Source organism: Flagellimonas algicida, from assembly GCF_049629585.1.
Lineage (GTDB): Bacteria > Bacteroidota > Bacteroidia > Flavobacteriales > Flavobacteriaceae > Flagellimonas.
Map to the genome: position 1 here is coordinate 194,306 of NZ_JBMYIX010000001.1, position 19,511 is coordinate 213,816.

A 19,511-nucleotide genomic window follows, 5' to 3' on the forward strand; every position below is an offset into this window, starting at 1 on the left:
ACTTGATTTCCAACTTTTTTGGGAACAGACGAGTGCGAAGAGAGTCTAGATTTGTGTCAAATGATGTTCAAAAACGTAAACCTTAACCTATGAAAATTTTAGTGATAGATGACCAACAGTTGATACTGTTGTCCGTACAGAGAAAACTCAAAGAGATTGGCTATTTGGTGAAAATTGCAACCAAGGGACGGGAGGGGATAGAAATCTTTAAAGAGTTTAAGCCCAGCTTGGTAATTATGGATATGAATATGCCCGAAATGAATGGCTTGCAAGTCATTCAAAAATTAAAGGAAGAGAACCCCCAAACCCCTATTATGGTCATGTCTGGCAACTATGAGGAAGATGTTATTCTTCATGGATTTGAATTGGGAATTGCGGATTACATGAAAAAGCCTATTGGTTTGGATGAGGTGGTGGCCCGAGTAAAACGAACCATTGGACCCCCAATTTTGGAAAAGTTGTCCGTAAAAAAAGAAACACGACTGATTCAAAAACATTGTGTAGGCGTGGTCATCCCTTGTTATAATGAAGCTGATCGTCTTAGCGGAAAGGAGTTCCAGGACTTTGCACGGAAACATCCAGGGTATCACCTGTGTTTTGTAAATGATGGTAGCACGGATAATACACTAGAGGTTCTTGAAGAGATTAGAAAAGGGAATGAAGATAGCATTAGTATATACGATTGCGAAAAAAATGGAGGCAAGGCGGAAGCGGTAAGGCAGGGTATCCTTCACTTGGCCAAAGATGGACAGTTCGATTATATGGGGTATTTAGATGCTGATCTTTCTACCGACTTCACCGATTTTGATGAATTGGTGCGTACCATCGAAAAATCAACGTTTGATATTGTGAGTGGTTCCAGGATAAGCAGAATGGGAGCTGATATCACAAAGGAATCAGCAAGAAAGATCATAAGCAAAATCATAAACCTTGCTATCCAAAAAATATTGGGAATGCCGTTTAAGGATACCCAATGTGGAGCTAAGGTAATGAGACCTAGTACTGTAATTGCTGTTTTTGATAAGCCTTTTAAGACACGCTGGCTGTTCGATGTTGAGATTTTTATCCGGATGGGTAAGATCTATGGTAAGGAAAAAGCTACTTCCCTTATTTGCGAGCAACCATTGAAAAGATGGATCCATGCTGATGGTTCAAAATTATCCATGAAGGATTCTATCAAGATAATATGGCAATTGGGGCAGTTATCCATTAGGTACAAGTAACCCTATGGTTTGGTTTTGTAGAAAAATCTATTATCATCCTGTTTGTCTCTATTTGCTGCTTTTGAATTTAAGAAAGCTAAAAGCTCCTAAAAAAGGAGACCAAAAAGGCTGCCAATTTAAAAAAAATGGCGCTATCTATCCGATTTATAGTTTGATATAGGTGATTCGTTAATTCTGGAACTCCAACGTTGACATTTTAACATCGATGGTCCTCTGGTCATCATTTTTTGTTTTACGCCCTATTTTAAAGAGCGGTATCAAAATCCTTTGAATTGGAAAAAATTAAATCAAAGGGGAACCTGAACCCGAGAACTCATGGATTTACTTTAATTGTACTCTCCATTCCTTACTTATAAGGTTTATGTGGGTTGTCGTATCTGAATAATATCTTATAAAATATGGACTAGAATGACTATGGCACTGAAGGCAATGCTCAAAATTAAAAGATTAAACGTGATTATAGGCTTCAGTTGGGCCAGTACCGCTCCGTTGAATGCCATGCAGAAAATGGTGACAAAAAAGAGCAAAGTCATTTTAAGAAGCGCAGCCGTTTCACCCATTAACAATACCATTGCCGCTGCGGACCCTAAACAACTCTGCCCGATTATGGCAATGGAGGAGTAGCCCAGCTGTCTTTTCTTGAATTCCATCAACAGCGTGTTGTATATACGTGTCATTTTGTTCATTTTGGCTTTTGTTCCGAAATAGCAATTTTGATTATTGAACAGTTCGCTTTTCCAACGTTTCAGCTTTTGGAAAAAGAATATTGTTCTCCAGATGGATATGTCTATGGAGATCTTCCTCAAATTCCTGCAATAGGGAATATGTTACCCTATAGGTGTTGCAGGCATCTGCTGGGGGAGTGTAATCGTTGCTCAATGCAGCAATTTTTCGAAATCGTTCACCTTCATGGTCATGCTCCTTCATCATCATTTGAATGGGGTTATGAACCGTCCCAAAATGAGGTCGCTCCAATATTTCGCGATCAGCGATACCTTCAACCATTTTACGGATCCAGGGAAACAGCACCAATTCTTCTTTTTTCATGTGCATGGCCAACTCACCACCGGAAGCTTTGAACTGTTCGGATATTTCAAGCAGTTCTGGGTGGCGTTCTCCATGTACCCTGCAAAGCTTGTCCAAATATTGGTTCAGTATGGGGATTTGCCGCTCCACATAACGATGATGCTTTTTCTCAATATAGTCAACCAACAGGTCCAAGGGCCAGGTTGAGAAATTGGGTTGTTCACTTTGGTCCTGGTTCTGGACCTCCTCAAGCTCTTTTATCAAGCTTTCAAAATCCAGCCCCTTTTTGTCCACAACCTCTTGGAGGGTTCTGTTGCCTTTGCAGCAAAAATCTATTCTATGGTTTTTAAATACTTGGGCGGTACGGTAGTCGTCCGCCACCATTTGTCCAATTGTTTTCTCTGTGGTATTGTGCATAATATCTAGCTTTATAATTCGGATAAAATTGTCCTTTATTTGGTTAAATTTTTTTAACGTTTTAAATAGGTCAGTCCCACTTCCAAACCTGTGGCAAGTTCGTACAGGCTTGTACTTTGTAACATGGTCCGTAGATTGGTTCGGATATCTACAAACTTGTCATGTAGAGGGCAGGGCTTGTTTGCATTACATTCCTTGAGGCCAAGTCCACAACCTACATAGATTTTATCTCCATCAATGGCTTTTACGATCATATTCAGCTTTACGTCATCCATATCCTCACGATCAATCTCAAATCCACCCGTTGGTCCTTTTACCGAATGGACAATATTGTTCCGGGTGAGCTGTTGCAGGATTTTCGCGGTGAAGGCAACGGGGGAATCAATTTCTTCGGCAATTTCAGTAACGCTTACACGTCTGCCCTCCAAGGATTGCAGCGTAATGTAAACCGCCGCCCGAATACCGTATTCACAAGCTTTTGAAAACATCATAGAGAACTTGAATCAGCACAAAGATAGTGCTTAACATTAAATAAGACAAAATTGTCCTTTATTATTTTTATGTCGAAATTTGCCATAGGACATATCAAATTTAAACCATTACCAATAGGAACCCTATGGATTATTTTAAAAAAATCAAGGTTTACCTCGATTCTGATGTAATATAATGATTAAGCCCAAAAAGATGAGTAGGGAACAAAGAACCAATGCTGTGGCATATCCGCTAAAAATTCCCCATTGCTGCCATGCAGTAAGGCCTTTGAGGAAAAGTAGGACTTCCGTGAGTATGAATCCCAAAAAATACAATAGATAAGACGTATGCGATAAGCGAAATTGACCAAAATGGTCCAAGAGAAAGAACAACCCAAGACTTACGACCCCCAAAAAGGTCAAATGTAAGTAGCCAATGGTGAAGTCGAGGTATCTTGCCGCCATTTGGGCAAAATAAGGCATGACGGTAAGGAATTGCAATACAATTTTAATACTGATGAGCACCACGACGGTCCGTAATAATCGGTTTTGCAGATTTGAAAGAAACAATGCGCCAACCCCGTTTTTGGTGAGCTTCCAAAAAAATAGAAAAGCACCAATCTGGACCATCGCCCCAATGCCTCCAAGAACATATAGCCATGGTGATGGTTCTGTCCATAAGGTGGATAGGAAGAATGTAAGGATGATGCCTATATGGATTGCTTTAAAAAAAAGGACAAAGCTTTTTTGGGGGATGATGTGGCCCCGTTGCTCCAAAACAAACAAGAACAATCCTAGCAACGCCAATAGCATCCAACCATTATACTGAAAGTGTAGGTAAAAATATATGGACAAACGGTACCAGATGGATTGGGTGCCCAAAGTACTCATGATGGCTCCCAAAGCCCACGGCCCCAAACTTGAAACCACCATATATACCAGTGAAGCTTTTACGCATTTTAAAGCATTACTTTTTTTATGGGTAGGAGCAATGTTCTTCCAGAAATGGTAGGTGAAAATATAGGATACGATTAGGAACAACGTGGAAAAAATAATGGAAAACAAGGCATAACCTTGGAAGGGGAAGGTCAGCAGCATCCCTACCAAAGTAATCTGGGTGCACCAAAAAATCCAGTTATAGGTGTTTTTGGATGTATCCTTTGCAAAACAATAGTGGAGTAAAGTGGTCAAGGCCACATATACCCAACCCAAAAGGGCAATGTGTGAATGGGCATGGACCACGTACCTATAGTTGAAATCAAAAGAGAGCATGGAAAAGGAGCGGAGCAATAGGCCCAAGACTGCGGCTATGCAGAAATATAGTAAGGCAATTTGAAGCTGCCGCTTGTGTAGGCTCTCTTTCATGTTCTTATGGAAATTATGCTACAGCCCTATTAAAAGTCCTTTCTTTTTGCTTTATGGCCCAAACCAAGTATGGGCAATATAGTCCAAAGTAAAAGAATGGCCATGGAGACCAAAAAGCCCAGATCGGTACCGAAGAACTTTTTAAAAATGGCCCCTGTGTACCCCAGTAGGGCGGAGATGTCCAATTTGAGTAGAATCAAAATTCGGGAAAGATCAATAGGGTTGAGGGCAGTGGCCACCAAAGAAAACGTATCCAAAGGGTACTCCTCAAAAATAATGAGGGACATGAGGAACAGCCCATCATAGACCACGGCCAAGAAAAGCCATAGCAGTACCGCGTAGCCAAACCCCTTTATCTTGTTTTCGTTGGATATGGCAATCACAAAGGATAGCCCCACAAATATGAAGGTCAGGAAAGCCCCGGTTACCAGTAGTAAGGTAAAATCAAAAATGGCATTGCTCCGCAAAAGACCATACAGAACAAATGGAATACCCAAGCCCAGCACCAGACTCAAGGTCAACGAACCAGCCACGCCAAAATATTGGCCCATAAAAATAGATCTTCGGTTGATGGGCTGCGCCAATAAAAGTTCGGTGAATTCACGGGAATTGTAGTAGTACATCACCCCAAATATGGTCCCTATCAATGGAATCAGTACAATGATGACGTTCATTAAGGTGATCACGGCCTTGGAAACATCGTTGTTCAGGAACAGTAGCACAAATCCAAGGGCAAGGTAAAACAAAAAGTATACGTAGCTCCAGCGGCTGCGTATGAGGTCGTAAAAGCTGTATTTCAGTATTTTAAACATGGTTCCCTGTGGTGGTTATGGCCGCGATGGCGTGTTCAAAGTTATTTTGTCCGGTCTGCTCCAAAAGCTTTTCAATGCTCCCTTTAAAATAGATTTCTCCTTCGAGTAGATATAGGATTTCATCTGCCATCTCCTGAACAAACTGCATGATGTGGGAGGTAATCAAAATGGTCTTTCCCCTTGCCTTTTCTTTTTGTATCAATTCCTTTAAATGAATCAATGCCCTTGGGTCTAGACCTGTTGTGGGCTCGTCCAGAATAATCAGGGGACTGTTGAACATAAAGGTCAACACAATGTTCACTTTTTGCTTGGTACCCCCCGATAGCGTGGATAATTTTTTGTTCAGAAAGGGTTCCAGACCAAAGTGTTCAATGAGTTCTTTTTCTGCACTGGGACTGTTCCTTAGGTCCTTGATCATATGGATCAGTTCCTTTACCTTGATATTTGGGGGAAAGTTGGCAATCTGCGGAAGGTAATTGATTTGTTTTCGATACTTCCAATCCTTCTTTATGGGCTTATCCAGAATGGAAATGTGTCCCTTGTCCGGAATAACCATGCCCAGAATACTCTTGATCAGGGTGGTCTTTCCCGAACCATTGGGTCCCAGAATCGCATAAATATGGCCTTCATCAATGGTCAGGTCCACACCTTTCAATACTTGGTTCTTTCCAAATTTCTTGTAGAGATCTGTTATTTCAATGGTCATGGTCGCGTTTTCATTAGAGGTTGGGCATCTTTTAAGTTATCTGGCGTGAACACAGGGGAGACCCGTTCAGAGAAATCAATGATATCCATAAATAGGCTTCGCAACAGGACAATGGTCTCAGGAGTGCGGTTTACCACATAGGAAAATAGTTTTACAGGGCGATAAGGCACATCACCAATACCGTCTTTGTCCAGATCGTAGCCCGTATAACTGCTCCAAAAATTACCCTCAAAGACATTATCATTGAGTTTACTGTTATAGGAGATATCAAAGGAGTTGTACAAAAAATTATTGGCCTTAAAACTATTGGTGTAGCAGGCCCCAACAACTCTAATGGCCCAACCATTGCCAATAAAGTCATTGTTGTTGTACTTGATGCGGTTAGATCCTTCAATATTAATACCGATGGTGTTTTCCTCAAACGTATTCCCAATAATCTCCGCATCGTTGATTTCCTTCAGCAGCATCCCATAAGCGGCTGTTCCCCAATTTTTTCGAAATACATTGTTCTTCATGGTGATGAACTTGGAGAACATCACCGCGACTCCGGCACCGTTGTTTTCAAAAGTGTTGTTGGAGTACAGGTCATTATTTGAGAACATAAAGTGGAGTCCATACCGGAGATTATCCATACTTACATTGTCTGTAATGGTGATACGGTCGGAAAACTCAAGATAGATACCATCCCTGGTACCCTGGACATGGTTTTTGAGCACTTCAATGTCCGAAGAATACCAAAGCTGTATACCATTGCCGGAATTGTATTCGTCCACGGCATCGCCAATGATTCTATTATGGTATACCTTGCCGTGTGAAGACTTTTCCAGATAGATGCCAAAAAACAATTGTTCCAGTACCATATTCTGAATGAGGAAGTTCTTGCTCTGCACCACCCGTATGGCCGCATTATCTTTGGTGTAACTGACCCCAACATTGATGATGAACAGACCATCCAAGGTTACATCATCTGATTGTACCCTAAAGATTTCCCCTTTCTTTTCTCCATCAACAATGGGATAATCAATTCCTTTTATCACCAAGGGTTTGTCCACCAATATTTCAAATTCCCGGTATGTCCCTTTTTGAATGAGCAAGGTATCATAGGCATTGGCGATCGCTATGGTTTTTTTGATGGAACTGTGTTTGCAATCGCTGCAGATGTTCCATGTACTTGCCCAGATGGGCAACCCTATTAAGAACAAGAGTAACCCTAAAATGTATTTATGATTTGGATGGGATAAAAACATGGGATCCGCGGGATTTAAAGCGTCTTCTTTGTTAATTTGAATTGGGTCTGTTTTAGGTAAAATCCTTAACTGACTTTCCGGTCATCTGAGTTATTGCAATGCAGTATACCACAGGCATTTCCTCTTCTTGCAACCTACCGGAAAAGTGACTTAAAAAATGGGGACGCTCCGCATTTTTATGGTCTATGGTTTCCTGTACACCTTCCGCAAAATATTTTAAATATTGTTTGGCACGATTACCCGTAAGTTCATGAAAACAACCATGTACCTGCACAGATTCCCAATGACGGAAAGACTCGATTCTATCAACCTGAAAAGAGACTTTGTCGTGTTTTCTTAAGGCATTGATCCTATGTCCATTGGAGGCGAAACATAAAATACTTTTTTCATCCTTGAGAAAATAATAGGTAGACGGGACCACATACGGTTCGTTGTTGGCTATGTACGCCAAACGACCCACATAATTGTCGGCCAAAAGCTGTTCGCATTTTAAGGGCTCCAAATCTGTCATTGTACTCGTGTTAATGTTTAAACCTTTCTTTTATTTCTGCCCATGTGTAAAGTTCTCCGCCGTTTTCATCCAAAGCATGTTGGGCAGCTTGCTCTACGGAGAATGCACTCAGAAAAGCTCCCATGGGACTGGGAATGTTCTCGCTGATCAAGTAGGAGGTCTTTGTGGCATCGGCCAGTTCACCGGGTTGGTCAAAATCATTGACCAAGAACAGGGCCATGGTGGATTCATCCTCATCTTTCAAGTGGTTGATCATGCACTCAATGGCATCAAAGTTGAAGACTTTCCCTTTCTTGGTGACCAATTGTGCGGCGTGTTGTTTGTCTACAATGGTCATGCTGCAATAGTGGCAGCCCACGTGGCCATAATCAATAGGTTTGGGGCCTACGGAACATCCAATGATTAAACAGAGGATGGTAAATGAAGGTATGATAAGGTATTTCATAGTGATAGGGATTATTGTTTTTTTGTACTCTTCCAACCCAAAAAGCCAGCAGCTAAGGTGAGCATCATACCTGCAAACATGAGCCAGGCCCCGGTGGAAGGTAGGGAGGTCACATCAAAATTGAGCATTTTCACATGTCCCAACAAGGGTGGTTTATAGGTCATCGGGGTACCATCGGGGTGGGATAATTTCATAATGGCATTAGGATCTAAATTGGTGCCATAATCCATCAACCATTCATTGAAATCGTACATGCCCAGCATACCCAGAATGGACATAAGTACAAACCATCCCCAAAACCATTTGTGCCCCACTTTGTTGAAGTATCCCAGCATACCAATCACCACTCCAATCGCCACCATGATTCCGATAATAGTGGGGAATGTTCCAAACTCCCACATATCCTCTGCTTTAGGGAGTGTGTGCATACCGATATAGTGGTTGAGGCCATCTATATTTTGAATGTCAAACTCATTGACACCTTTTAGACCGTTTATATGAATGTTCAAACCTAGGGGGTCTGGATACTGGGGGGCTCCCAACATGATATTCCAAAGTGGGAAAATGTACAATCCCAATAAGAAAAGAGGGCCAACCATCATTATTATACTCGCCTTTTTCATTTTTTTGATTTAAGGGTTACAAACTGAGAGTGGTTTTTTCAGAAGGGTTGATGAACTTCAATTTGTAAGGAAAAGCGGGCAGGTCACGGACACGGCCCGCTTTGTTCAATGGTGACTCAATCCGAATTATTCACCAAGTGACCATTTGAGTTCTATGTTGGAATTGGCAGGGGAGACCCTAACATATCCCTGCATTTCTTGGTGCAATGCAGAACAGAAATCCGTGCAATAGAACGGCCATACCCCAACTTGTTTGGGTTCCCAGACCGAGGTCTTGGTCTGCCCGGGCATGATCAAAAGCTCGGAGGTGTTTTGACCTAGGATAGAGAAACCGTGCGGTACATCAAAATCCTGTTCGTGGTTGGTGATGTGGAAATACACTTTGTCACCCACTTTAACACCTTCAATATTATCGGGGGTAAAGTGGCTTCGGATGGTGGACATATACACATGGACCTCGTTGCCTTCACGTACCACTTTTGAGCCAGTGGGCGATGTTACAGCGTATGGGTGTTTGTTTTCATCCAAGCGATAGATTTTCTTTGATTTCGGTGCCAACAGTTCAGCTGGGCAACCCGCAGCGTAGTGGGGCTCACCGTGTGTTGGAAAATCATAGATCAGTTCCATTTTCTCCCCGGAGATATCATAGATCTGTGCGGAGTGCTCCATCTCAGGTCCAGTGGGCAAATAACGGTCTTTGGTGATCTTGTTCATGGCCACTACGTATTTGCCAAAGGGTTTTCTGGAGTTTCCTCCGGGAATCATCAAGTGACCTACCGAATAGTAGGTGGGTTTTCTGTCGATGACCTCCCATGTGCCCAATTTCCATTTTACTACTTCAGAAGAGATAAAGAAAGTGGTATAGGCATTTCCTTTACCGTCGAACTCGGTATGCAATGGACCAAGGCCACCACTTTTTACCTGTCCGGCCAATACATCCTCAAACTTAAGGATAGGAATGCCATAGGCCTCACCATCAAATTTTTCGCCTTCAATGGCTGCTATCATCTTGTCAAAAGAGTGAACGGTCAAGTCGGCAGAGAGTTTCCCGTTTCCAATGATGTACTGTCCTGTTGGGTCCACATCACAACCATGTGGCGATTTTGGAGTGGGCAAGAAGAATACGGCACCGGGCACCTTTAAAGGATCAACGGTCAACACCTCTTTTTTCATGGTGGTGGTTGCCATATGGGTACCTTCATCATAAACATTATGGGCATAATTGGTGGGCATTTTGGTACCCCCACCATTGTTTACGTATTCCTCGATTTTCTTCCAGTTGACCGCGGCAATAAAATCCTTGTCATTTTGTGAAGCGTTCACCTCTTGCAATGTGTGGGCCTCTTCCGTATTGTATGTGGTAAAGAAGAACCATCCATGGGATTTTCCACGACCGGGGTGTGAAAGGTCATAGTTGAACCCGGGCATCAACAATTGAAACTTTAGGTCCATGTGACCGTGTTCTGGATCTACGCTGATAAAGGATAGAGATCCCTTAAAATTGCTTTTGTATTCATTGATGGGGATATCCCTTTGTGGAATGGGAACAGAGAAGCGGGTTCCTGCCACTACATACTCCGTATTCTCGGTGATGAAGGAAGAACTGTGATTCCCGGCACTATTGGGTACCTCGATGATTTCTTCCGTTTCAAAGGTGCTCAAACTGATACGGGCAATCCTTGGGGTGTTGTTACCGTTGATGAATATCCAACGACCATCCAACTCGCCATTGGTCTGTGAAATATCAGGGTGGTGGGCATCGTCCCAAGGCACAAAACCGTGGGAGGTGGTCAGCATGGGCTTCGTTTCTTCAGAATATCCATATCCTGATGTTGGGAACTGGGAGAAAACCGGAATCTCCTTGAACATCCTTCCAGAAGGCAATCCGTACACGGTAAGGTTACCGCTGTATCCACCAGAAAGGAAAGCATAGTATTCATCTTGCTCCCCGGGGGCAACATACACTTTTTCGGCGGCACTCGACGATAGCGCCCCATTGGAACTCTTGTTTTGTTGGCCACAGGAAACCAGTATTAAGACGGCTCCCAGGCACATGGTCAATTGTTTATAGATTTTCATTGTATTAGGTTTTATTCGTTCTTTATTGATTATATCATTGAGTAGGGGGTAGGATGACTTTGTCCACTACATGTACAATCCCATTTCCTGCAGGGATACTGGCGATTATTTTGGCACCGCCAACAAAGACATCATCCCCTTTGATTTCCACAGGGACATTTTGGTCATTGGCCTGCCCCAGTTTTTTGAAGTTTTTCAAAAAGTCCTTGGAGTAGTTGCCCGGGGTGACATGATACTTGAGAATATTGGCCAAGGCACCCTTGTTCTCGGGCTTTAACAGGTCTTCCACGGTACCTTCGGGCAGGGCGTCAAAAGCACTGTTTGTGGGGGCAAAAACCATAAGAGGCCCCGCGTTGACCAGGGCATTTTCAAGCTCTGCTGCCTGTACTGCGGCGACCAACGTGCTGTGGTCAGATGATCCAATGGCTATCTGTAATACATTGGGGGTGGATTCATCGTCTTCAATAAAGGCCTGACCTTTATTGTTTTCCAGAATGGCCTCGGTATCATTTTGGCCAGAAACTGTGGTGTCGTTCTGGGCTCCGTTTTTACAACTGCTGTTGAGAGCGAGTGATAAAACTAGCCCCATCATACTGAGTTTGATGGTTGATTTCATATATTTTATTTTAACGTCCTGAAGTATTCTAAAATGGCCCGGGCCTGGTCTTCGGTCAACCCTTGGTTAGACATGGGTGATCCGTTGAACTCTTGCAATAAATCTTTTGCGAGTGGGTCTTGTTGAACCATTTCCTGAGGATTCAAAATCATATTCATGACCCACTCTGGGGTTCTCCTATCCAATATTCCATTGGGTGGCGGTCCTATGAATTTTTTATCCACCCTGTGACAGGCCAAACACATTTGATCATACACTTCCTTGCCCTTTGCGGCCATTGTCCGATCAATTTCCGGGTCCAAGGTTACGGATTTGATCGGGCCCACACCTTTTGAGGTTAAATCCACACGCTCTGATGCTTTGTCGTTAGAGGTGCTGGTTTCAACAGGCTGTTCGGTTGGAGTTTTTTTCCGTTGTACGCTAAAGCCCTCTTCTTTTTTCCCTTCTTTTTTTCCTCCACATCCAATCATGATTATTGCAAAGAGCAGGGCTATACTTTTAACTATTGTTTTCATATGATTATGGGTTATAATTCTGGTTCAAATGTATATAGGGCCACGCGCCCATAACATGATATAAGTCATAAAAAGGATAAAAATACCCTTTAATCTTTGTTTGGTGTAAATGAGATATGTTTTCCAATTCTTTCAAATATGCAATCAAAGGGGGTGCTGTATCTGGCCTTACATTCCAATGAGGATCATAAAATCATGATAAGGGACATTTATAGAGTGATTCACGTACCGGAAGCTTATTTGGCCAAATTATTATAAGAACTTTCCCGTCACAATATCATTTCGTCCACAAGAGGTCCCAAAGGAGGATTCTATTTAAATGCTGAAGACAGAAGCCGGACATTAATGGATATTGTAAAGGTCATAGATGGTGAAAGAAGGGTAAATTTATGTGTTATGGGCCTTGAAAATTGAGATATGCAGAATCCTTGTGCGCTCCATACATTGGTTGGTGTAAACAAGTCCAACTTAATTAAGGTATTGGAAATCACAACTATTTTGGACCTTATCAAGGGAAAACAAAAGACGGAAGAGTTTTTTATGTTTTGATTGGTTTTATACCCTAAACACAAACGATAGGAAAACTTTTAATCTTTGATTTCCAACCTATAGAATTCCTCCAATTGGGAATTACAGTTCATGTTTACGTTGAGGTCTTTGATGATTCCTGTTCCTACCCCATATACCCAACCATGTAGGTGAAGGACCTGGCCTTTTTTCCATGCCGTCTGCACAATGGAGGTTTTGGCTAGATCAAGTACCTGCTCCCTCGTGTTGAATTCAACAAAACGGTCAAATCGTTGTTGTGGTTCAGGGATTTCCTCCAAGACCTTTTGGTGGAGCCTGTACACATCTCGAATATGCCTGATCCAATTATCCACTAATCCATAGGAGTGGTTTTCCATGGCGGCTTTTACACCCCCACATCCATAATGGCCACATACGATGATATGTGTTATTTTAAGGGCATTGACCGCGTAATCAAGAACGCTGAGCATGTTCATATCCGAATGTACGACCATATTGGCAATGTTACGGTGAACAAAGACCTCGCCGGGCTGTGCGCCGATAATCTCATTGGCAGGGACCCGACTGTCCGAGCAACCTATCCACAGCAGCGGGGGTTGCTGGCCACTTTCGAGTTTCTTGAAGAATTCTGGATCAAAGGCCAATTTGGACTCTACCCATTTTTTATTGTTTTCAATTAGACTTTTATAAAAATCCGGGTTCATTGCCTTTATGTATGGGTTCCTAATTGAAGGTATGGATTTTGGCCTTCGATTGTTATGCTAATGGGAATATCAAAGTAAGTAAAATTCCTCCAATTGGGAATAGCAGTTCCGAAGGACATTACCAAAAAAAAGGAAGTAAGGTAGAAACTGACTTTCCTGACCCTGTATGTGCTGAATGTCGTGGTAACATTTTTGATATTTTAATAAACGGCAAGGCAAAATGCATTACATTACCCAAAACCGTAGGAGGAAAAAATCTAGGCCTAAAGACTTTTCAAAAGTTCAAAAAGCAGTTCAAAAAGTCTTAGATGATTTTGAGAAAATAAAAATTAATCAAGGTAAAAAATTAAATGGTAATCAATTAAAACAACGTTCTAATAAAATTTGGGAAGTACTTGAAAACCCTCATAAAATAAAATAAAGATATTATGGAAAAAATAAAGGAATTTATTGCCACTAATTTAGTTTTTGAATATCGTCCATATCCAAGTAAATTAACTATAACTTCTAAATTAGCTTTTTGGTACAGTGATTTTGAAAAAAGTTTTTCTTTAAATACCACTCCTTTTAGAGAAGAAAGCCTCCAAGATATATTGGATATTCATATTAATGAAAATAGTAAGGAAATTTCATTTCACATTATTGATGATCCGTCTCGCTACATGTCTGAAGACGTAACATACATAGCATGGGATGATCATAAAAGTAATAGATACTTTGTAAAAGAAGAATCAATCTATGAATGTAATAGAATAGCCTATCAATTTATTACATCTATAAATAACAAAACTAAAACCATAAAATTGAATAAAAAAGATGCTACAAAGGTCAATATGATTTTTGATAAAGGAAAAATTATAGAATTGGATTTTATTTCTGAATATCAATCAGGTAATAAATCTTCCATCACAATCACTAAAGAAGATAATGGTTTTATATTAATTGAATACGAGCCTTTTAAAAGAATCAAATTAAAAAGTTTTCATATTAAAGATAAAAAACTCTATTACTCACATAAAGGAGGTGAATTTTCTTATTTCTTAGATGTAAGTGAAGATATTTATAACATTATGGAAGAATTATTAAATGCAGAAAGAGTATTAGGTATTGAGTTCAATTAATTGAAGTTTATTAACGTTAAAAGTTCCAGTTAGTCCTCATTTACCTAACAAGAGTTGATTGGAATAGCATTTCTAACACTGTACGGGAAATCCTCGTTCTCCTTAGTTTAGCTTAGCGTAACTAAGGAACAGAAAAGATTAGAATTTTTGAGGTTAACACTAATTATCGCTTGAAAAACAAGAACTTCTTATTCTAGCGTTTATTACCTCAGGCAGTTCCTTCATAAATAATAAAGAGATTTATAAAACTTGCTGTGCCTTACATTACAATGCAAAGCACAACAAAGGCTGGCTAATTTAAAAAAGAACCTACGCCTTAACAGCTATTTTTCTTCTTTTGTCTTTTTATAAAATATTTTACTTACAATCTTCCATTCCCCATCTACCTTAAGAAGATTCATATAATCGATAAAGGAAAATCGGGATAGGCTATTTCAAGCCTTGCATTGGCAGCAGTGCCTGTAACATTGATATAACTAATGCTTGTCTTTCTGTTTTGTTTTGGTCCCGGCTTCATTCTAGACCTTTCAATGGTACATTTAAAATCATTTTGATACCTAGTTTTTGGGAAACCTTGATGTATGAGAAATTATTTTAATTCAATGGGGAATTGTTGGGTAAAGCCAGGTGAATGGAGAGGCACAAACCACATTTTTGAAAGTGATTTTGGTAAAATCCAGCCTCTAAAGATCAACACCCGTAACTGTTTATATTATAATTTTTGGATATGGGTATATTCAATCAGCCAATCCATTCAAGACCTTTTTGTGTCAGGACCCTACAGCTAATCGATATTACCAAAATCCATGGTTCTAGGAAAAACAATAGTGTCCGTTTCAATGTAATATGTGCCGGGTTTTAATTGACGGTCCAAATAATTTAGAATGTCCGGTTTTGAAAACACCATCCTATAGCCAGATCGGATATTTTTATTTTGGGCATAACACAGATTGCCTTCTACTTCATTACTTTCTAGATAGGTTAACCCCAAGTATTCGGACAAACGTTCGGTAAGTTCCATGTTGATGTCCAATGCCATCAAGGATTCTTTACTGTAGCGCGCCCCATTGGTTTTGAAGATAAAGATTTCGGAAAGTTTTACTTCCATTTTGGCTGATAGGTTTGCTTTTGGAAAAGTATCATTTTTTTTGGACTCAGTTTGGCCCATATTTTCCAGAGTAATATTGAATGTGATAAAAGGTAAATATTAAATTCCATCACATTTTAATGCAACCTTAATACATTTATGTCATCAATCTATAAATGATATAACCTTACTTTATGAAAAAGAATGCTTTTAGGTGCCTTGTGGCACTGGTTACGGGAATTTTTATCACTTCTTGCAATTCTGATGATGGGGCAAGTTGCCCAGGGGATTTTACGGGTGCGCTTACCGCAAATGAGCAAAAATTGATTGGGACATGGACGCTCTCAGCTATAGTTGCAATGCAGGAAGTTGATATAACTGATGATGGCGAGGACAATCCCAGCAATGACATATATACCCAGTATTCGGATTGTCAAAAGAGTACCTTCTATACTTTTAATTCCGATCGGACATATCAAATTGGGCAGAGTCAAAGTTTTGAAGATTGTGAAAACGTGCTCACAACTGAGGGAACTTGGCAATTGAGCTCGCAGACTTTGGGTTTGTTAAGGAATTGCATACTACAAAATATAGTGATCAACTTCAGTGCGGATGAGACCACTTTTTATTTTTCGGATAACTATACGGTTACCGAGGTAGATGGTAACACTGTGCAGACCGATATTACCTTTACCTATACTATGGTGCCATAGGTTGCTCGACCGATATAGGTGTTGCCGGCATCAAGCTTCCCGGGAAATGGATGGATAAAAAAATAAAAACCACCAACTTAATTTAGTTGGTGGTTTTTTCTTGACAGGCATTTGTCAAAGAAAATTCAATTATTTAAAAATCAGGGTAAAAGTAGTGCCTTTGTTGACCTTGCTGTTAACTTCAATGCTGCCCCCAATGCTGGTCATGTGACTTTTTACCAAATAGAGTCCCACACCCTTACTTTCTTGGTTGCCGCTATCCTTATCACGTATTTCAAAAATAGAACCGCCCATCTTCTCCAAATCCATTCCTATGCCATTGTCCGTGTAGGTAATTGTCTTTTTACCAAGGACTTCCTTGGCAACAATTGAAATGATAGGGGAGACACTTGGTTGTGTATATTTTATGGAATTGGTTATGAGATTAAGAAAAATACTTTCCAAGAACCGTTCCTTGAATGCAACATGTTCCATTTCTGAAAAATCGGTATGGAAGACCACACCTTCTTTTTGTATCAATGAACCAATGGAGCTTTTGACCTTTTGGAGTGTTCGGTCAAGGTCAACTTCTTCCAGTTTTTCTGTGGGGACCTCCCTTTGCTTCAATGCATCCAAATAAGAGTTGAGGGAGTTCTTAAGACCCTCCGCGGAAAGTGATATCAAATCCAGTATTTCAACGGTGTCCTTATCATCAATTTTGGAAAGGTCTATCAAGGTAAGGAGGGACAATAGATTGTTGAGGGGAGATCTTAGATCATGGGGTGTGGCATAATTTTGTTGCCTAAGGATCTTATTCACTTTTGAAAGCTGTTCCAGATGGTTGATACGCTCCTGCTCTAATTTCTTGGTATGGGTAACATCCCTGGCTATGGCATAGATCAACCCTTTTTTTGATACGGGAATTGAGGTCCAATGGAGCCAAATATGTTCTCCTGATTTGGTTATATATCTGTTTTCAAAGTTGGTAAGGGGTTTGTTTTTCAGTAATTTTTCTCGGTGACCGGCAGTGGCCTCTCTATCCTTGGGATGGATGAAACTGGAGATTAACCTTGATTTCAATTCCTTTTCCGAATATCCCAAAAGCGATTTGAACGAGGGGTTTACCTTTACGAAATATCCATCGTAATCGGCAATGCAAAGACCATCCAAAGACTGATTAAAGAATGGCTCTAGTGTTGGATTCATCTGTAGTTGGTTGCTGGTTTCTATGTGGAATTACTTGAATGGATTGGCCAAATAAATCTTTTGGATTGATTGGATGATGTCAAGAGCAATGGCAAGGGTACCAAACTCGATTAAAAATACTTGTCGCATGGATAAAACAGTTTTGGAATCATTTTATTTTATCCGCATTAAAATTATGCAAAACTGACCAGTACGGAAATATGTCCAAAAAGATTTAACGATTTGGGGTTGTATTGTATTCTAGTGGGCCTTGTGCCATGTGAAGTTGGATATGGAGAACCCAAATTTTTGAGGTTTTTTGTAAAGAAACAATAACCAAAAATTGTAGGAGTGTTAGATGTGCCTAATTTGTTGGCATCTATGGGATAGATTCATAATTTTAAGCATTCAATGTAATTTCTATGCGATACACTAAAACTAAAGCTACTTTCACAGAAACATTTTTATTGGGATTTGTACTGACCATTAAACCAAGACTATGGGTTTTGTAACATTTGGTGAAATTTTATTACGACTTACCCCTTCCGAAAGGGGATGTAAAATAGGTTCTTCCAATTATATGGAGATGAACTTTGCAGGTTCCGAGTCCAATGTAGCCTCTTCATTGGGTGTTTTGGGAAATTCTGTCCAGTTTGTGACCAAGCTGCCCGATAACGATTTGGGAAGGGCTGCGAGTGGCTCTCTCTTGTCTTATGGTGTTAATGTTGACAACATTCGCTTTGGGGGAAATAGGATAGGAATTTATTTTATAGAAGTGGGAAGCTCCATTAGACCTTCCAAGGTCATTTACGACCGGAAGGATTCCGCAATCAGCACAATTTCCAATCAGGAGTTTGATTGGACCCAAATCCTGACAGACAAAGAATGGCTCTTTATTTCAGGGATTACACCTGCACTTTCCGAAAACTGCGCATTGGAAACCATCAAAGTAGCAGAAACGGCGCATAAACTTGGTGTCAAAGTTGCTTTCGACCCTAATTTCAGAAGAACGCTTTGGTCTTCATCTTCAGAGGCCAGAAAAGTGTATTTGCCCATACTGGAGAATACCGATTTGCTTTTAGGCAATTACGGCATGTTACAGGATGTATTTGGATATCAACCCAAAGGAAAGGATACCATGGAAAAATCCTTGGATGCCATAGAAGAGGCTGTGGGGCTGTTGGGAGTCTCCAATATTGCCTTTACCGTTCGGGATCATTTTTCTGCGAGTAAAAACCGTTTATCGGGATTGCTGCGCAGGGATAATGGAGAAATACTGTCGGGACCCAGCTATGAGGTGGCCATTACCGATCGTTTTGGTACGGGTGACTCGTTTGCTGCCGGACTTTTACATGGTTTTGGGAATCAGTGGGATGCCCAAAAATCCCTTGATTTTGCCACAGCGGCCTTTGCCCTTAAACATACCATTAAGGGAGACCAGCACACCAGTAGTGAGGCAGAAATAACCTCCATAATGAACGGGAACATACAAGGACACGTACTGCGATGAACAAAGAAGAAATCACTTCCTTTCTTGAAAAGGTGAAATTGGTAGCCATCATTCGGCAAAAAAATCAGCAAGAAATTCAACCTATACTACGAGCATTGGTGGAAGGTGGCGTCAAAGCATTGGAAATCACCTCCAATACCCCGGGTTTTTTAGAGGAGATCCGGAATGCTAGAACCTTATATCCCAATATTTTGATTGGGGCGGGAACAGTGACGAATAAGAAGCTGGCCCAGGAAGCCATAGAGGCGGGAGCCCAGTTTTTGGTGACGCCAAACGTAGAGGTGTCCATTATTCCACTCGCACACTCCCATGGTGTTCCCGTGATAATGGGGGCATTGACGCCTTCAGAAATATGCATGGCCAATGAACATGGAGCCGACATTATTAAACTATTCCCGGCAGGGATTTTTGGGCTGGATTATTTCAAGGCCATAAAAGGACCATTGAGTACCCTGAAATTTTTTGTGGTGGGCGGTATAAGCACAGATAACATCAAGGAATGGATGTTGGCTGGTGCCGATGGTTTTGGTATTGGCAGCGAGCTTACCAAAATGGCCGACCCAGACAACCCAAATGGAATAACGGAAAAAGCCCAAAGCTTTATACGGCAGATTGAAGCCTGTCAATGA

23 protein-coding genes and 1 pseudogene are annotated in these 19,511 nt (G+C 40.9%); 7 read left to right on the forward strand and 17 right to left on the reverse strand.

Going from position 1 to position 19,511, the window contains the following annotated elements; translation table 11 throughout:
- Positions 1-89: 89 nt before the first annotated feature.
- Entirely contained in the window at positions 90-1,223 is a 1,134-nt protein-coding gene (locus ACPD8L_RS00815) for a response regulator (RefSeq protein ID WP_423941235.1), read from the forward strand.
- 389 nt (positions 1,224-1,612) lie between these two features.
- Here the strand turns inward: ACPD8L_RS00815 and ACPD8L_RS00820 are convergent, their stop codons facing one another.
- The 13 genes from ACPD8L_RS00820 to ACPD8L_RS00880 form a co-directional block, all read right to left on the reverse strand.
- Positions 1,613-1,900 carry a hypothetical protein gene (locus ACPD8L_RS00820; protein ID WP_293299798.1) on the reverse strand — a complete coding sequence of 96 codons (288 nt, stop codon included), beginning with the start codon at positions 1,898-1,900 and terminating at the stop codon, positions 1,613-1,615.
- 40 nt (positions 1,901-1,940) lie between these two features.
- Positions 1,941-2,666 carry an iron-sulfur cluster repair di-iron protein gene (gene ric / locus ACPD8L_RS00825; protein WP_421809110.1) on the reverse strand — a complete coding sequence of 242 codons (726 nt, stop codon included), beginning with the start codon at positions 2,664-2,666 and terminating at the stop codon, positions 1,941-1,943.
- A 53-nt stretch (positions 2,667-2,719) separates the two neighbouring features.
- Entirely contained in the window at positions 2,720-3,154 is a 435-nt protein-coding gene (locus tag ACPD8L_RS00830) for an RrF2 family transcriptional regulator (protein WP_293304768.1), read from the reverse strand.
- A gap of 147 nt (positions 3,155-3,301) precedes the next feature.
- A complete protein-coding gene (locus ACPD8L_RS00835) occupies positions 3,302-4,501 on the reverse strand; it encodes a hypothetical protein (RefSeq protein ID WP_423941238.1) in 1,200 nt (399 codons plus the stop codon).
- Positions 4,502-4,530: 29 nt separating this feature from the next.
- The gene (locus ACPD8L_RS00840; RefSeq protein WP_116219171.1) at positions 4,531-5,313 is read right to left on the reverse strand and encodes an ABC transporter permease; all 783 of its coding nucleotides are present in this window, start codon (positions 5,311-5,313) and stop codon (positions 4,531-4,533) included.
- On the reverse strand, positions 5,306-6,019 hold the full coding sequence (locus tag ACPD8L_RS00845) for an ABC transporter ATP-binding protein (RefSeq protein WP_421809112.1): 714 nt from the start codon (positions 6,017-6,019) through the stop codon (positions 5,306-5,308). Before ACPD8L_RS00845 ends, ACPD8L_RS00840 begins: the two co-directional genes overlap by 8 nt.
- Positions 6,016-7,266, reverse strand: a complete 1,251-nt coding sequence (locus tag ACPD8L_RS00850; protein ID WP_421809113.1) for a nitrous oxide reductase family maturation protein NosD — start codon at positions 7,264-7,266, stop codon at positions 6,016-6,018. The genes ACPD8L_RS00845 and ACPD8L_RS00850 overlap by 4 nt, the downstream gene beginning before the upstream one ends.
- Positions 7,267-7,318: 52 nt before the next feature.
- On the reverse strand, positions 7,319-7,777 hold the full coding sequence (locus ACPD8L_RS00855; RefSeq protein ID WP_423941243.1) for a pyridoxamine 5'-phosphate oxidase family protein: 459 nt from the start codon (positions 7,775-7,777) through the stop codon (positions 7,319-7,321).
- A 10-nt stretch (positions 7,778-7,787) separates the two neighbouring features.
- On the reverse strand, positions 7,788-8,222 hold the full coding sequence (locus tag ACPD8L_RS00860) for a nitrous oxide reductase accessory protein NosL (protein WP_116219356.1): 435 nt from the start codon (positions 8,220-8,222) through the stop codon (positions 7,788-7,790).
- Positions 8,223-8,233: 11 nt separating this feature from the next.
- A complete protein-coding gene (locus tag ACPD8L_RS00865; protein WP_116219167.1) occupies positions 8,234-8,845 on the reverse strand; it encodes an LPXTG cell wall anchor domain-containing protein in 612 nt (203 codons plus the stop codon).
- Positions 8,846-8,971: 126 nt separating this feature from the next.
- On the reverse strand, positions 8,972-10,900 hold the full coding sequence (gene nosZ / locus ACPD8L_RS00870; protein ID WP_423942959.1) for a Sec-dependent nitrous-oxide reductase: 1,929 nt from the start codon (positions 10,898-10,900) through the stop codon (positions 8,972-8,974).
- 58 nt (positions 10,901-10,958) lie between these two features.
- Positions 10,959-11,540, reverse strand: a complete 582-nt coding sequence (locus ACPD8L_RS00875; RefSeq protein ID WP_116219165.1) for a fasciclin domain-containing protein — start codon at positions 11,538-11,540, stop codon at positions 10,959-10,961.
- 5 nt (positions 11,541-11,545) lie between these two features.
- Positions 11,546-12,055, reverse strand: a complete 510-nt coding sequence (locus ACPD8L_RS00880) for a c-type cytochrome (protein ID WP_421809117.1) — start codon at positions 12,053-12,055, stop codon at positions 11,546-11,548.
- A 279-nt stretch (positions 12,056-12,334) separates the two neighbouring features.
- Between ACPD8L_RS00880 and ACPD8L_RS00885 the strand changes: the two genes are divergently transcribed.
- Positions 12,335-12,469 (forward strand): hypothetical protein, encoded by a 135-nt coding sequence (locus ACPD8L_RS00885; protein ID WP_421810982.1) that lies wholly within the window; start codon positions 12,335-12,337, stop codon positions 12,467-12,469.
- Between the two features lie 173 nt (positions 12,470-12,642).
- Here ACPD8L_RS00885 and can read toward each other — a convergent pair whose 3' ends face one another.
- Entirely contained in the window at positions 12,643-13,287 is a 645-nt protein-coding gene (can, locus tag ACPD8L_RS00890) for a carbonate dehydratase (protein WP_293299817.1), read from the reverse strand.
- Positions 13,288-13,507: 220 nt separating this feature from the next.
- Between can and ACPD8L_RS00895 the strand changes: the two genes are divergently transcribed.
- Entirely contained in the window at positions 13,508-13,708 is a 201-nt protein-coding gene (locus ACPD8L_RS00895) for a hypothetical protein (RefSeq protein WP_421809118.1), read from the forward strand.
- A gap of 7 nt (positions 13,709-13,715) precedes the next feature.
- On the forward strand, positions 13,716-14,408 hold the full coding sequence (locus tag ACPD8L_RS00900; protein ID WP_423941248.1) for a DUF8184 family protein: 693 nt from the start codon (positions 13,716-13,718) through the stop codon (positions 14,406-14,408).
- 323 nt (positions 14,409-14,731) lie between these two features.
- On the opposite strand, the pseudogene ACPD8L_RS00905 reads toward ACPD8L_RS00900, so the two are convergent.
- A pseudogene (locus ACPD8L_RS00905) lies at positions 14,732-14,821 on the reverse strand (nuclear transport factor 2 family protein); the annotation flags it as partial.
- A 371-nt stretch (positions 14,822-15,192) separates the two neighbouring features.
- Complete coding sequence (locus ACPD8L_RS00910; protein ID WP_423941251.1) at positions 15,193-15,516, reverse strand: hypothetical protein; 324 nt, start codon at positions 15,514-15,516, stop codon at positions 15,193-15,195.
- A 173-nt stretch (positions 15,517-15,689) separates the two neighbouring features.
- On the opposite strand from ACPD8L_RS00910, the gene ACPD8L_RS00915 reads away from it, so the two are divergent.
- Positions 15,690-16,208, forward strand: a complete 519-nt coding sequence (locus tag ACPD8L_RS00915; protein ID WP_423941253.1) for a DUF5004 domain-containing protein — start codon at positions 15,690-15,692, stop codon at positions 16,206-16,208.
- 129 nt (positions 16,209-16,337) lie between these two features.
- On the opposite strand, the gene ACPD8L_RS00920 is transcribed toward ACPD8L_RS00915, so the two are convergent.
- Entirely contained in the window at positions 16,338-17,393 is a 1,056-nt protein-coding gene (locus tag ACPD8L_RS00920; protein ID WP_423941256.1) for a PAS domain-containing sensor histidine kinase, read from the reverse strand.
- Between the two features lie 478 nt (positions 17,394-17,871).
- On the opposite strand from ACPD8L_RS00920, the gene ACPD8L_RS00925 reads away from it, so the two are divergent.
- Both ACPD8L_RS00925 and ACPD8L_RS00930 read left to right on the forward strand, forming a co-directional pair.
- The gene (locus ACPD8L_RS00925) at positions 17,872-18,882 is read left to right on the forward strand and encodes a PfkB family carbohydrate kinase (protein WP_423941257.1); all 1,011 of its coding nucleotides are present in this window, start codon (positions 17,872-17,874) and stop codon (positions 18,880-18,882) included.
- Positions 18,879-19,511, forward strand: a complete 633-nt coding sequence (locus ACPD8L_RS00930; RefSeq protein ID WP_423941259.1) for a bifunctional 4-hydroxy-2-oxoglutarate aldolase/2-dehydro-3-deoxy-phosphogluconate aldolase — start codon at positions 18,879-18,881, stop codon at positions 19,509-19,511. Before ACPD8L_RS00925 ends, ACPD8L_RS00930 begins: the two co-directional genes overlap by 4 nt.